The 13,260-nt window shown below is 27.9% G+C and carries 14 protein-coding genes; 11 read left to right on the forward strand and 3 right to left on the reverse strand.

What is annotated here, in order from left to right; all coding sequences use genetic code 11:
• Positions 1-40 precede the first annotated feature (40 nt).
• The 3 genes from BTM21_RS01210 (at position 41) to yaaA (ending at position 2,354) form a co-directional block, all read left to right on the forward strand.
• Positions 41-934, forward strand: a complete 894-nt coding sequence (locus BTM21_RS01210; RefSeq protein WP_021876550.1) for a 3'-5' exonuclease — start codon at positions 41-43, stop codon at positions 932-934.
• A gap of 113 nt (positions 935-1,047) precedes the next feature.
• Positions 1,048-1,455: a CBS domain-containing protein gene (locus tag BTM21_RS01215; RefSeq protein ID WP_021876549.1), complete on the forward strand. Its 408-nt coding sequence runs from the start codon at positions 1,048-1,050 to the stop codon at positions 1,453-1,455.
• Positions 1,456-1,586: 131 nt separating this feature from the next.
• A complete protein-coding gene (gene yaaA / locus BTM21_RS01220) occupies positions 1,587-2,354 on the forward strand; it encodes a peroxide stress protein YaaA (RefSeq protein ID WP_021876548.1) in 768 nt (255 codons plus the stop codon).
• A gap of 44 nt (positions 2,355-2,398) precedes the next feature.
• On the opposite strand, the gene BTM21_RS01225 is transcribed toward yaaA, so the two are convergent.
• Positions 2,399-3,055 (reverse strand): hypothetical protein, encoded by a 657-nt coding sequence (locus BTM21_RS01225; RefSeq protein WP_021876547.1) that lies wholly within the window; start codon positions 3,053-3,055, stop codon positions 2,399-2,401.
• 19 nt (positions 3,056-3,074) lie between these two features.
• Positions 3,075-3,725, reverse strand: a complete 651-nt coding sequence (locus BTM21_RS01230) for a PspA/IM30 family protein (RefSeq protein WP_079481617.1) — start codon at positions 3,723-3,725, stop codon at positions 3,075-3,077.
• A 353-nt stretch (positions 3,726-4,078) separates the two neighbouring features.
• Here BTM21_RS01230 and BTM21_RS13605 point away from each other — a divergent pair, with 353 nt between their 5' ends.
• Positions 4,079-4,330: a hypothetical protein gene (locus tag BTM21_RS13605; protein WP_161493119.1), complete on the forward strand. Its 252-nt coding sequence runs from the start codon at positions 4,079-4,081 to the stop codon at positions 4,328-4,330.
• 386 nt (positions 4,331-4,716) lie between these two features.
• Positions 4,717-5,859 (forward strand): 30S ribosomal protein S1, encoded by a 1,143-nt coding sequence (gene rpsA / locus BTM21_RS01240; RefSeq protein ID WP_079481616.1) that lies wholly within the window; start codon positions 4,717-4,719, stop codon positions 5,857-5,859.
• Positions 5,860-5,906: 47 nt separating this feature from the next.
• Here the strand turns inward: rpsA and pyk are convergent, their stop codons facing one another.
• Complete coding sequence (pyk, locus tag BTM21_RS01245) at positions 5,907-7,325, reverse strand: pyruvate kinase (RefSeq protein WP_021876542.1); 1,419 nt, start codon at positions 7,323-7,325, stop codon at positions 5,907-5,909.
• A 163-nt stretch (positions 7,326-7,488) separates the two neighbouring features.
• Here pyk and BTM21_RS01250 point away from each other — a divergent pair, with 163 nt between their 5' ends.
• The 6 genes from BTM21_RS01250 (at position 7,489) to mreC (ending at position 13,260) form a co-directional block, all read left to right on the forward strand.
• Complete coding sequence (locus BTM21_RS01250; RefSeq protein ID WP_021876541.1) at positions 7,489-8,943, forward strand: aminoacyl-histidine dipeptidase; 1,455 nt, start codon at positions 7,489-7,491, stop codon at positions 8,941-8,943.
• 185 nt (positions 8,944-9,128) lie between these two features.
• Entirely contained in the window at positions 9,129-9,830 is a 702-nt protein-coding gene (locus BTM21_RS01255; RefSeq protein ID WP_096145309.1) for an SPOR domain-containing protein, read from the forward strand.
• Between the two features lie 247 nt (positions 9,831-10,077).
• Positions 10,078-10,647 (forward strand): Maf-like protein, encoded by a 570-nt coding sequence (locus BTM21_RS01260; RefSeq protein ID WP_021876539.1) that lies wholly within the window; start codon positions 10,078-10,080, stop codon positions 10,645-10,647.
• A 35-nt stretch (positions 10,648-10,682) separates the two neighbouring features.
• Entirely contained in the window at positions 10,683-11,372 is a 690-nt protein-coding gene (gene radC, locus BTM21_RS01265) for a RadC family protein (protein WP_079481615.1), read from the forward strand.
• Positions 11,373-11,389: 17 nt separating this feature from the next.
• Positions 11,390-12,409 carry a rod shape-determining protein gene (locus tag BTM21_RS01270; protein ID WP_079481614.1) on the forward strand — a complete coding sequence of 340 codons (1,020 nt, stop codon included), beginning with the start codon at positions 11,390-11,392 and terminating at the stop codon, positions 12,407-12,409.
• Positions 12,409-13,260: a rod shape-determining protein MreC gene (mreC, locus tag BTM21_RS01275; protein WP_079481613.1), complete on the forward strand. Its 852-nt coding sequence runs from the start codon at positions 12,409-12,411 to the stop codon at positions 13,258-13,260. The genes BTM21_RS01270 and mreC overlap by 1 nt, the downstream gene beginning before the upstream one ends.

The raw sequence follows: 13,260 nt of genomic DNA on the forward strand, positions 1-13,260 counted from the left end.
TAATATACCTATAAGCATAAATGGGGAAAGGGTACAATATATGGCATTTATAATAATTGATTTAGAGTTTAATAATTTAACAGGGATAACTAAGTATTATCCCGACATATATGAAGAATATTCCAATTTGAGAGATATAGAGATTGAGAATGAGATAATAGAAATTGGTGCAATAAAATTAGATAATTATATGAAACCATTATATAAGTTTAAAACTTATATAAGGCCTACAGTTCTTCCAGTTTTAAATCCTAAGGTATTAGAAATTACAAAAATAAAAGAGGAGGATTTAAATGGAGGAGTTTCCTTTGAAGAGGGAATAAATATGTTAAGAAATATTATTAATGAGGGTGATATAATATGTTCTTGGGCTAAAGATGATATAGCAGAGATAATAAGAAATGCTATATATCATAAATATAATGATTTAAATTGGATTAACAATTATTTAGATATACAAGAGTATTCTACTAAAATACTAGCGAAGAAAAAATCATTAAGTCTAAAAAATGCACTAGATGACTTAAAGATAAGAGTTGACCAGAATAAACTACATGATGCTTTAAATGATGCTATTTATACATCTTATGTTTTTAAAGCTATATACAATTCGAGAATAGTCAAGAATTATATAATTAAAGATGTATATAATATGCCAGCCTTAGAAATAAAAAACTTAAAAGATTTTCAAATAGATACTGATTTTGTAGAACAAAAGTGTCCTAAATGTAATGTAGAAGTTGAGATTGAAGTTCCACTTAAAGCAATGAGTTGGAGATTTGTATCTTTAGGTAAATGTCCAAAGTGTGATAGTAGAGTACTAAATGAAGTACAAATAAAGAAAACAATAAGTGGTCAAGAAGTATACAAAGAAATTTCAACTATAATAAACGAAGTTGAATATATGAATTACTATTATAAAATAAACAAGTAGTATGATTGATGAATTAATAATAAATATGTTTATTACAACATTTACATTGTAAATGCAATAAAGATATTGTATACTTTAGATGACTCACTAAATGTGTAAGAGGAAGGATAATAATGAATATTGCGTTTTTTTTAACACCTAAGAACGAAGTTATATATGAATATTTAGATGCAACAATGAGACAAGTAATAGAAAGAATGGAACATCATGGATATACAGCAATTCCTTTAATAGATAAAGAAGGAAAGTATGTAGGAACCCTTACAGAAGGTGATTTATTATGGAAACTTAAGAATACGCCAGAATTAAACTTTAAAAATACAGGTAGTGTAAAAGTTACAGATATACCACGTAAAAGAAAACATAGAAGTGTATCCATTAATGCTGATGTAGAAAGTTTAATATCATTAGCAACAACTCAAAATTTTGTTCCTGTGGTAGATGATGAAGGAACATTTATAGGTATAATAAAAAGAAGTGATATTATAAACTATTGTTATACTGAAATGAAAAAAATATAAAGTAGAATTTTTATGAGGATTTGTTTTGCAGATCCTTATTTTTATATAAAAGAATGATAAAAATAATTAATTGAAAGTAATTATCGATAATGGTATTATGATAAATATATAGATAAGAGAGGTGGTTTAATATGCTAATAGTTATATCTCCAGCAAAAAATCTAGATTGTGATGGAGCAAATAATAATATTCCAATGAGTGAACCTAGATTTTTGACTAAATCAAAATTTATTATAAAGGAATTAAAAAAATTAGATACTTATGCTATAGGAAAGCTTATGAAGATAAGTGATAAGTTAGCAATTTTAAATAAAGATAGATTTCAAGAATGGACAGAGAGTTTAGATAAAGCTAAACATTGTTTACTTGCATTTAAGGGGGATGTATATAGAGCTTTAGATGTAGGTAGTTTTACAGAAGAAGATTTATTTTATGCCAATAGTCATCTTAGGATATTATCTGGACTATACGGAGTATTAAGACCTTTTGATGGGATAAATGAATATAGATTAGAAATGGGTACTAAAATAAAAGTAAATGATAATAAGGATCTTTATAGTTTTTGGGGAAATGATTTAAGAGAATGTTTAATAAAAGAATTGGATACACATTCACAAAAAATACTTATAAATTTAGCTTCACAAGAATATTTTAAAGCTGTAGAAGGAATTGAAGAAAATTCAGAAATAAGGATTATTACGCCAGTTTTCAAAGAGTGGAGAAATGGACAATATAAAATAATTTCATTAAATGCAAAAAGGGCAAGAGGGCTTATGAGTAGATATATAATTCAAAATCAAATAGAAGATATAGAGATGATAAAGAATTTTTCAGAAGAAGGCTATTCCTTTAATAAAGAAATGTCTACAGAAAATCAGTGGATGTTTATAAGAGAGTAAAAAATAAAAGATGCTACAAAATAAATTTGTGGCATCTTTTAATATTAGTAATCAGATTGTTCAAAAGTATTAACAATAAAATCGAATTCATCAGCATTAGTGATTTCACCAAATTCATCAGAAGAAATTGATGGATAATAATAAAGTATGAATTTATCACTAGTATCCATTATATTTTCAAGAATTATATATAATTTATCTAATTCTTTATCTTCAAGGGTAGCTAATACTTTGTATTTACTAGCTTTTCCAGTATTATTATTGGTTAAATCTAAGGTGAAGTTGTTATGAGTTCTAATATTGATTTTTTCTTTATCACATTTTTTTATATATGAATCAGGTCTACATCCTAAGCACCCTTTAAATTCACAATCTCTAACACAATTTAAACAGGCACATTTAGAGCAACTTTCAAATTGTAAAAAAGCATCTTTATTTTGATTTTTATAATTTTCTACATCTCTATAAGAATTATCAGAGCTTAAAAAATTAAAGAACTTTTTTTTACTTGATGTACTTGAGGCTGTATTTAATTTTTCTATATAGGTTTTTAGAATGCTTATTTTAGAGTAATATTTTCTTTTAAGTAGTTCATTTTCATCTAAAAAAGGAGAAACTTCACTTATACCATAAGTTAAATCTGTATATATTTTTCCAAAGTGTTCAAGTTCTTCCCTTATGAAATCTGAATTATTAGCCATTTATATCACCTTTTATATTTTATGAATTTTTATATTTTTCAAGTTCTAAATCTAAATCCACACTATCTAGTGCTTCAAACTCGCTATCAAAAGTATCGGTATTTCTAAGTTCACCTAGGCCTTTCGCTAAAGCTTCTTGCTTTTGAATTTTTCTTTCAATATCATCTATTTTTATAGAATTTGATTTTGTTTGAACATTAGAAAGTACTTCGTTAACTTTCTTGCTTGCTTCAGCATTACTAAATCTTGCAGCAGCTTCATCTCTATAACTTCTAGTTCTAGTTATTTCATCTTCTAAATCAGATAAATTTTTCTTAATTGCATCAGCTTGATTTCTTGAAGTTTCGTAAGTTTCTTTTAATTTATTAAATTTCTTTTCAGTTTCAATCTTTTTAGCTAAAGCTCTTTTAGCTAAATCTTCATTTCCTTTAGATAATGCTAATTTAACTTTTGATTCTAAGTCATTAACCTCTAATTCAGTAGCATCCATTTTTCTTTTAACTTCATGAGCATTACCTATAATTTGAGCTGAGTTTAATTTTGCTTTATTAAGTTGATCTTCCATATCCTTAATTTTTTGATCTAGTAATTCTATTGGATTTTCCATTTCATCTAAAGCAGAATTAACCTTTGATTTAAACATATTTGACATCCTATTAAAAATTCCCATAATAAACCTCCTGGATATTTTAAATTTAATATTTTCTTTTCTTTAAATAAATTTTAATTATGATAATTATTAATACAAATATAATAGCGATGGTAAAGACTGTTCCAAGTGAAAAGCCTCTGCCGTAACCATAATTGTAGTAACGTCTGCTTGGGAAAAAGCTAAAGGGGCTTCCCGAGTTATCATTATTTTTATTTGTATTGCTCTTATAATCTTTATCTTGGGTTGTAGTTTGATTTTTATCATCATTATTAGTTGTTGAAAAAGATCCGCTACTAAATCCCTTAGAGCTATTATTTTCATCTTTTTTAGATTCACTAAAGCTACCAGATTTAAATCCACCAGTATTTTTTTTGCTAGAATCTGAATCTTTAGATGTAGTAGAAGACTTAGAACTATTATTATTAGATTTAAAACTTCCACTTTTAAAGTTGCTAGAACTTTTGGGTTTAGAGCTACTACTTTTACTTGATGAACTACTCTTACTTGAAGAACTGCTTTTACTTGACGAAGAAGCAGCTAGAACAACATTTTCTCCACCTGTGATTGAAGAAAATATAGCAAAAGTATCTATAGTAAAACTAGATATTAAAAAATTAATGTAAGAAAAAATGTTAATAAAAACTTATTTTTTTTAGTTAAGTATTTCTTTATAGTTGTTCACCTCCAAGAAAAGATTATAAACCTATATTATACTATGTATTAAAATCCTTCAAAGTTCATTTTAGGCAATTTTAGGCTGAAATAGGAATTTAACTAACAATAGTATAAAATAACTATAAATATCGTAATATATCTAATATATAAAGATAAATTAAAATATATAAAGAGGTATATTATAACCTTTAATAAAAAATATTATTTTTCTCATATTATAACATAGGATAATAATTAACAGTATTAGTAATTTATACTCTTGTAATCAATAACATATTAGCTTAAAATTATATTTATAATGAAATAAAGTATAGTTTCAAGGAGTGAAGAATACATGATTAACCAAACGGGTGAAAATTCAATGAAAGAGTTACTAAATGACTTTGATGTAAAGCGAATAAATAAAGGTGATATATTAGAAGGTAAAGTTATAGATGTTAATGATAAAGAAGTTACAGTAAATATTAATTATGCTTTTGATGGAGTTATATCAAAAGAAGAGTTAACAACAACTTCAGAAAATCCATGTGATGTCGTAAAATCAGGAGACAAGATTAGTGTATATGTTATTTCACCTAATGATGGAGAAGGATATGTATTACTTTCAAGAGTAAGAGCTTTAGCAGTAGTTGAAAAAGATCAAATAGTTAAAGCTTTTAAAAATGAAGAAGTTATAAATGTAAAAGTTAAAGAAGAAGTAAAGGGTGGATTAGTTGCATATTATGGATCTACTAGAGTATTTATACCAGCGTCTTTAGCATCAAGAGAAAGAGTAGAATTAAAGACTTTAATAGGAAAAGATTTAGAAGTTAAGTTAACAGAAGTTGATTTTAAAAATAGAAGAGTTGTTGCTTCAAGAAGAGTTTTAGAAGATGCAATTTATGAAGCAAATAAGAAAAAAATATGGAACAGTTTAAAAGCTGGAGAAAAGAGAAATGGAGTAGTCAAAAAAATATTAAAAGTAGGAGCTATTGTTGATATTGGCGGAATAACAGGACTTATTCATATTAATGATTTAGCTTGGGGTAGAGTAAAAAGAGTTGAAGATGTAGTTAATGTTAATGACAAAGTAGAAGTTGTAATTGGTCAAATAGATGCAACTAAAGAAAGAGTTTCTTTAATATTAAAAGATGTAAGTAGTGATCCATGGGTAGTAAATACAAGCAACTTAAAAGTTGGAGATGTATTAGCAGGTAAAGTAGTTAAATTACTTTCATTTGGTGCATTTGTAGAATTATATCCAGGAGTTGAAGGGCTAGTACATTTAAGTGAAATAACAGAAGAACATATAGCTAAACAATCAGATGTTTTAACAATTGGCCAAGAGGTTAAAGTTAAAGTTTTAGATTATAATAAAGAAAATAAAAAGATTGCATTAACTATAAAAGATGCAGAGGAAAAATCAAAAGAATATCTTAAATATAATGATAGTGATGAAGGTGTTTCATTAGGAGATTTATTTAAAGGGATGTTCTAAAATAAGTTTAAAAAAAGGAATTTAGCTTGGCTAAATTCCTTTTTATATTAAACTTTTTCTATTTTTAACATATTTGTACCACCAGTTTGTATAGTAGGCATACCGGCTGCAACTATAATTTCATCACCTTCATTTGCAAAGGAACAACTCTTAGCAATCCTTCTAGATTCAGATAAAATCTCATCAGTTGTTGAAAAGACTTCGCATAATTTAGGGAATATACCAAAGTTTAAGTTTAAACTACGAAGAACTTCTTCTTTTGGAGTTATAGCTATAATTGGACATTTAGGTCTATATTTAGAAATTAGTTTTGCTGTTGCACCACTAGTAGTAGCAGCAACTATTGCTTTTGCATTAAGTAGGTTTGAAGTTCTACATGCAGAATAACTTATAGCTTCTGAAAAGTCTTCTAAACCAGGTTCTTTTAATCTCTTATTTAAATAATTATAATCTAAGTGAGCTTCTGTTTCCTTTGCTATTTTTGACATGGTAGTAGCAGCTTCAATAGGGAAGTTACCACTAGCACTTTCACCACTTAACATTATTGCATCGGTACCATCAAAGATAGCATTACATATATCACAAGCTTCAGCACGTGTAGGTAATGAATTTCTTATCATTGAATCTAACATTTGAGTAGCTGTTATTACAATTTTACCAGCTTGATTACATTTTCTTATTATAGATTTTTGTATAATAGGAACACGTTCTATAGGAATTTCAACTCCCATATCACCTCTTGCAACCATAATACCATCAGCAGCTTCAATAATAGAATCTATATTATTAACACCTTCTTGATTTTCAATCTTAGCAATTACTTGAATGGAATCTCCGCTGTTAGCTTTTAAAACCTTTCTTACATCGTCAATATCTGAAGCCTTTCTTATAAAGGATGCAGCAACAAAGTCGATTTGATTTTGACAGCCAAAAATTAAATCCTCCTTGTCCTTTTCAGTAATAGAAGGTAAGTTTATACTCACATTTGGTACATTTACTCCCTTATGATTTTTAATCATACCTCCAACTGTAACTCTACATTTGATTTGCTTTCCTTCGACACCTATAATTTCAAATCGTAGTAAGCCATCATCAACTAATATTTCTCCTCCAACTACAACATCTTTATAAAGTTCATCATAAGAAATAGAACATCTTTCAGTATTACCTAAAAGTTCTTCACCACAAACAAAAGTAAATTCATCACCAGTGCGCAGTTCTACACCATCATTTATAAAGTTATGAGTTCTAATTTTAGGACCTTTTATATCTAAGATTATAGCTGTTGGGGAATTCAATTCTTTACGTACCTTTTTTAAAAGATCAATTTTCTCCTTATGAGTTTCGTGAGTTCCATGAGAAAAATTTAGTCTAGCAGCGCTCATTCCAATTTTTATAAATTCTTTTAAGGTTTCTTCATTGTCACTAGCGGGGCCAATTGTAAAAATCATCTTAGTCTTTTGCATAAAAACACCTCACAAATTAATAATATTAATGAATTAATTTATAGATTATAAAAATAATATATAATACTTAAAATTAATTTAATTTTAAGTATTATATATATTATGATATACTTATTCTTATATATTAATTCTAACATAATTTAACAGGAAGGAAGATATAAAAATGAATATTTTACAGAATATAGAACCACATGATGTTTTTAGATATTTTGAAGAAATTTCAAGAATACCTAGAGGGTCAGGAAATGAAAAAGGTATAAGTGATTATTTAGTTAAAGTTGCAAAAAATTTAAATTTACAAGTTATTCAAGATGAAGCTTTAAATGTTATTATAAAAAAACCTGGAACAAAAGGATATGAAAATTCACAAACTGTAATTATTCAAGGACATATGGATATGGTTTGTGAAAAAAATAAAGGAACTGACCATGATTTTGAGAAGGATCCATTAAATTTAAGAGTTATAGATGATATGGTATATGCTACAGACACTACTTTAGGAGCTGATAATGGAATAGCTATTGCATATGCATTAGCATTATTAGATTCAAAAGACATTCCACATCCACCATTAGAAGTTTTAGTTACAACTGATGAAGAAACAGGAATGTCAGGTGCTATGGCTATTTCAAAAGAACATATCGATGGAAAGCTTCTAATAAATTTAGATAATGAAGAAGAAGGCGATTTATTAGTTAGTTGTGCTGGTGGAATAAGAAGTAAATTTATAGTAGAAATAGAAGAAGAAGTTGCTAATGAAGATACTATTCTTTTAGAACTTACAGTAAGAGGACTAAAAGGTGGTCATTCAGGTATGGAGATAAATAAAGAAAGAGGAAACTCCAACAAAATAATGGGAAGAATTCTAAAAGATTTAATTTCAGAAGTAGATTTTAGATTAGTATCATTAAATGGTGGATCTAAAGACAATGCAATTCCAAGAGAAATGGATACAGTAATTTCTATTTCAAAATCTGATGAAGATAGAGTTAAATCCTTAGTTGAAAAGTGGCAAGAAATTTTATTAAATGAATTAAAAGCTCAAGACTCTGGAATTAAAGTTAACGCAGATAATTTTAATGAAAAAGTAGAAAAAGTATTTTCTAAAGAAACTACTGAAAAAGTAGTAAATCTTTTATATTTAATACCAAATGGAATAAACACTAGAAGTGTTGAAATAGAAGGCTTAGTAGAAAGTTCAACCAATATTGGAGTAGTTAAAACAATAGGAAATCAAGTTACTTTTGATAGTGCAATAAGAAGTTCAGTTGCATCATTAAAGGATGAAATAATATTAAGAAGTAAAACTATAGCTGAATTATTAAATGTAAAATTCCAAACAAGTGCAAGATATCCAGAATGGCAATATAATAGTGAGTCTAAATTAAGAGAGCTATGTAAAGATGTATATAAGAAAATGTATGGAAAAGAAGCTAATATAGTAGCTATTCATGCAGGTGTAGAATGTGGATTATTTAATGAAAGACTAGGTGGGTTAGATATGATAAGCTTCGGGCCTAACCTTTATGATGTTCATACACCACAGGAACATATGAGCATAGAATCAGTTAAGAATGTTTGGGAATATTTAAAAGAAGTGTTAAAAGCTTTAAAATAAAATGTTTTTTATCTCTTTAAAATCTATAAAGGATTTTAAAGAGATTTTTTCATGGAAAAATTTACATAAAATATTAAGGGTGTTATACTAAATACGAGAGGAAAAAATGTAAGTTTTTACATAATGAATATTATTGTTTATTTAGTAATATACATTAATATGAGTTTAAAGATAGGGGGAGGAGTATGAGGTACACCAAATATCAATACAAGAAAAAGAAAAATGGAATAGGTTTTGCTACATCCATAATCATGACTATAGTGGCAGCTGGAATTATTGGATTAGTAATAGCAAAGATAATATTTAAGTTTATTCCAGTAAAAGAAGATGGATCTATAAATACTGTAATAGAAACACCTACTCAGCAGCAAGTAACAGTAGAAGAGGGGAAAGAAGAAACTTTTAGTTTTGTACAATGTGGATTATTTTCTAAAGAAGATAATGCTAAAAAAGCTTTAAGTGATGTAGGAGGTGACTATAATTCTTTTATATTAGCAGATGATTCGAAATTTAGAGTTTCAGCAGGAATATTTGATGAAGAGCAAGGTAACAAAGTATCTGAAGAACTAACTAAAAAAGGAGTAACAAATGCTCAAATGAAATTTGTATTAAACAAAGGTGATGAAGTTCAAAGTCAAATAGCTGCAATTACTGATGGATATTTAGATATTATAAACGCTTTAAATGATAAAGAAGTAAAGGCGGTAAAAACTACTGATTTTAAAACATGGACAAAAGATTTACCTGAAATAAAGGAAGGGGAAAATTTTGAATTAGTAAACGAATTTAAAGAACATATAGGAGCATTACCAGACGAATTGAAAAAAGTAAACGTTATTGTAGAATTACAGTATATTTACACTATATTAGTAAAATATAAAAAGTAAAATTGTAGTAAATGGATATAATTGGATAAAATATTACAAATAAATAAAAATTAAATAAAGAAAGGCAAAGTCACTTGTTTCGATTACTATATAATGATAAACTATATGGGATATAGTAATAGGGATAATATGGCTTTGCCTTTATATTTTTAAATTAACACATTTGAAAAATTTTTTACTTTATTATGTGTAAGAAATATATGTTTTTGGCAATACTATAAAATATGTACAAATAGGATGTGATGATTTGAAGTATATTTTAGCGTCAGCCTCAGAACGAAGACAAGAATTACTACATAGATTAATAACTGATTTTGATATAAAAGTTAGTAATTTTGATGAATCAAGTATTTCTTTTGATGGTTATAATATTTCTGAATATGTTATTAAATTAGCACAAGGCAAGGTTTTAGACGTAGCAAAAACTACAAATGATGAAGCAGTTATTATAGGTGCTGATACAATTGTTGCATTAGATAACAATATATTAGGAAAACCAAAAGATGAAGAAGATGCATTTAATATGTTAAAATTACTAAGCGGAAAAACACATAGAGTTTATTCAGCAGTAGTTATTTTAAATACAGATAATAAAAAAATAGAAAAAGAATGTATTTATACAGAAGTAAAGTTTTCGGATTTAACAGATGAGGATATTATAAAGTACATAAAAACTAGAGAGCCGCTAGATAAGGCTGGAGCTTATGGAATACAGGGATTAGGAGGCATATTTGTAGAAGGCATTAATGGATGTTACTACAATGTTGTTGGATTGCCTTTAAATATCCTTAATAAAATGATTAAAAAAGTTATATAAATAGGGATGGGTATATTATTAATAAGGAGTGTTAAATGAATATTAATATTAAAGTTAGTGATATACCAAAGAACGAGAGACCTATAGAGAAACTATTACTTATAGGACCTGAAAGTTTAAGCAATGCTGAGTTATTAGCAGTAATACTTAGAACAGGAACACGAGGAGAAAATGTTATTTCATTAAGCACTAGATTGCTTGCTGAAGTTGAAGGATTAGATGGGTTATTTAATAGTAATTTTAAAGATATGACAAGCATAAAAGGTATTAAAAATACTAAAGCTAGTCAATTAATTGCAATGATAGAACTATCTAAGAGATTTAACACATTAAGAGCGAACAAAGAGGACAAAAAAATTTCTTCACCAAAGGATGTAGCAAACTTACTTATGAATGAGATGGCAAATTCTAACCAAGAGGTTCTAAAATTAATAATGTTAGACACAAAAAATAAAATTATTGGGTTTAAAGATGTATTTAAGGGAACTCTTAATTCATCTATTGTACATCCAAGAGAAATATACTGTGAAGCTATTAAGCGAAGCAGTGCAAATATAATAGTGTGTCATAATCATCCATCAGGAGATCCAACTCCAAGTAAAGAAGATATAAATATAACCATAAGATTAAAAGAATGTGGTAAAATTATGGGCATTGATTTATTAGATCATATAATCATAGGAAATGACAAATTTATAAGTTTAAAAGAAAAAGGAATAATTTAAGCGAAAGGGGAATTCAAATGGGATTTTTCAGTAGTAATAAAGACATGGGAATAGATTTAGGAACAGCAAATACGCTTGTATTTGTAAAAGGTAAGGGAATCGTATTAAGTGAACCTTCAGTTGTAGCAATAAATAGTGCAACTAGAAAACCTCTAGCTGTCGGAGCAGAAGCAAAGTTAATGATTGGTAGAACACCAGGAAATATAGTGGCAATAAGACCATTAAAAGATGGGGTTATAGCTGATTTTGACGTTGCACAAACAATGTTAAAGAAGTTAATAGAAAAAGTAATAAGCAAGAGTGCTTTTACAAGCCCAAGAATAATTGTGTGTTACCCATCAGGAGTTACAGAAGTTGAAAGAAGAGCAATCGAAGAAGCAACTAAAAATGCAGGAGCAAGAGACGTAGTTCTTATGGAAGAGCCAATGGCAGCTGCAATTGGTGCTGGACTTCCAGTAGGAGAACCAACAGGAAGTATGATAGTTGATATCGGTGGAGGTACAACAGAAGTTGCTATTATTTCATTAGGTGGAATAGTTACAAGCAAATCATTAAGAGTTGCTGGAGATGAATTAGATCAATCAATAATAGCATATATCAAAAAAGAATTTAATTTAATGATCGGTGAAAGAACTGCAGAACAAGTTAAAATGGAATTAGGTTCAGCATATAAGATAGATGATGAAGTTAAGACTATGGATATAAAAGGAAGAGATATGGTAACAGGATTACCTAAGATAGTAACAGTTTCAGAAGATCAAATAAGAGAAGCGTTAAAAGAACCTGTTTATGCTATTATAGAATCTATAAAAACAACTTTAGAAAAAACACCACCAGAATTAGCAGCGGATATAATGGAAAAAGGAATAATGCTAGCTGGTGGAGGAGCTTTATTAAAAGGACTAGATATGCTTATTAACCACGAAACAAATATGCCTGTTCATATAGCAGAAACACCACTTGATTGTGTTGTATTAGGAGCAGGAAAAGCCCTAGATAATTTTGATGAATTAAGCAAAACTCAAAGAGGGCAATAATGAAGTTTTTCAAAAACAAACTGGCAGTTACTATAATAGTGCTGTCAGTTGCCTTTTTAAGCGTAATTGTATATACAGTTAGTAGTCAACAAAAAGATATAGTATCTAGTGGCGTAGGTAGTGTGGTTAGTCCTTTGCAAAAGGTAGTCTATAAAATTAATGACAAAATAAAAGGTAGTTTGGGTTTTGTTTTTAATTTTTCAAAAGTTAAACAGGAAAATGAAGATTTAGCTAACAAAAACATAGAGCTTGAAAACAAACTACTAGAATATGATAAATTAAAAGACGAAAATGAAAGATTAAGAGAAGTTTTAAACTTTAAAAACTCTAAAAATAATTATGATTATTTAGGTTGTGAAATAATAGGATACAGTGGCGGAAATTTCACAGATGGATACATAATTGATAAGGGGGAAGACCAAGGTTTAAAAAAAGGAATGGTAGTGATTGCTAACAAAGGATTAGTTGGTCAAGTTACATCTACAGGCTCTAATTGGGCAATTGTAGAAAGTCTGATTAATGAGAATATAGCAGTTTCTGTAATGGTAAATAGTACAAGAGAAACTACTGGTATCTTAAAAGGATATAGAGATCATAATAATCAAAATCTAACTCAAGTAACAAACCTTCCAATGGATTCAGCTATAAAAGAAGGAGATGTAATATTAACATTGGGGTTAGGACAAATATATCCAAAAGAAGTTAGAATTGGGGAAGTAATATCAGTAGAAACTGATAATGTTAAAGTAATGAAAAGTGCTATAGTAAAACCATATGTAGATTTTAATAAACTTGAAGAATTATTTGTAGTTGTTCCAAAGGAAACAAGAGAAATAAAATACAAGAATTAA

The sequence above is a fragment of the Clostridium chauvoei genome (genome assembly GCF_002327185.1).
Classification (GTDB): domain Bacteria; phylum Bacillota; class Clostridia; order Clostridiales; family Clostridiaceae; genus Clostridium; species Clostridium chauvoei.

Excerpts from the sequence above, each read along its gene's own strand:
- BTM21_RS01250 (WP_021876541.1), top strand. The coding sequence starts at position 7,489 with ATGAATATTTTACAGAATATAGAACCACATGATGTTTTTAGATATTTT.
- BTM21_RS01210 (WP_021876550.1), top strand. The coding sequence starts at position 41 with ATGGCATTTATAATAATTGATTTAGAGTTTAATAATTTAACAGGGATA.
- rpsA (WP_079481616.1), top strand. The coding sequence starts at position 4,717 with ATGATTAACCAAACGGGTGAAAATTCAATGAAAGAGTTACTAAATGAC.
- radC (WP_079481615.1), top strand. The coding sequence starts at position 10,683 with ATGAATATTAATATTAAAGTTAGTGATATACCAAAGAACGAGAGACCT.
- BTM21_RS01270 (WP_079481614.1), top strand. The coding sequence starts at position 11,390 with ATGGGATTTTTCAGTAGTAATAAAGACATGGGAATAGATTTAGGAACA.
- BTM21_RS01255 (WP_096145309.1), top strand. The coding sequence starts at position 9,129 with ATGAGGTACACCAAATATCAATACAAGAAAAAGAAAAATGGAATAGGT.
- pyk (WP_021876542.1), bottom strand. The coding sequence starts at position 7,325 with ATGCAAAAGACTAAGATGATTTTTACAATTGGCCCCGCTAGTGACAAT.
- mreC (WP_079481613.1), top strand. The coding sequence starts at position 12,409 with ATGAAGTTTTTCAAAAACAAACTGGCAGTTACTATAATAGTGCTGTCA.
- BTM21_RS01215 (WP_021876549.1), top strand. The coding sequence starts at position 1,048 with ATGAATATTGCGTTTTTTTTAACACCTAAGAACGAAGTTATATATGAA.
- yaaA (WP_021876548.1), top strand. The coding sequence starts at position 1,587 with ATGCTAATAGTTATATCTCCAGCAAAAAATCTAGATTGTGATGGAGCA.
- BTM21_RS01230 (WP_079481617.1), bottom strand. The coding sequence starts at position 3,725 with ATGGGAATTTTTAATAGGATGTCAAATATGTTTAAATCAAAGGTTAAT.
- BTM21_RS01225 (WP_021876547.1), bottom strand. The coding sequence starts at position 3,055 with ATGGCTAATAATTCAGATTTCATAAGGGAAGAACTTGAACACTTTGGA.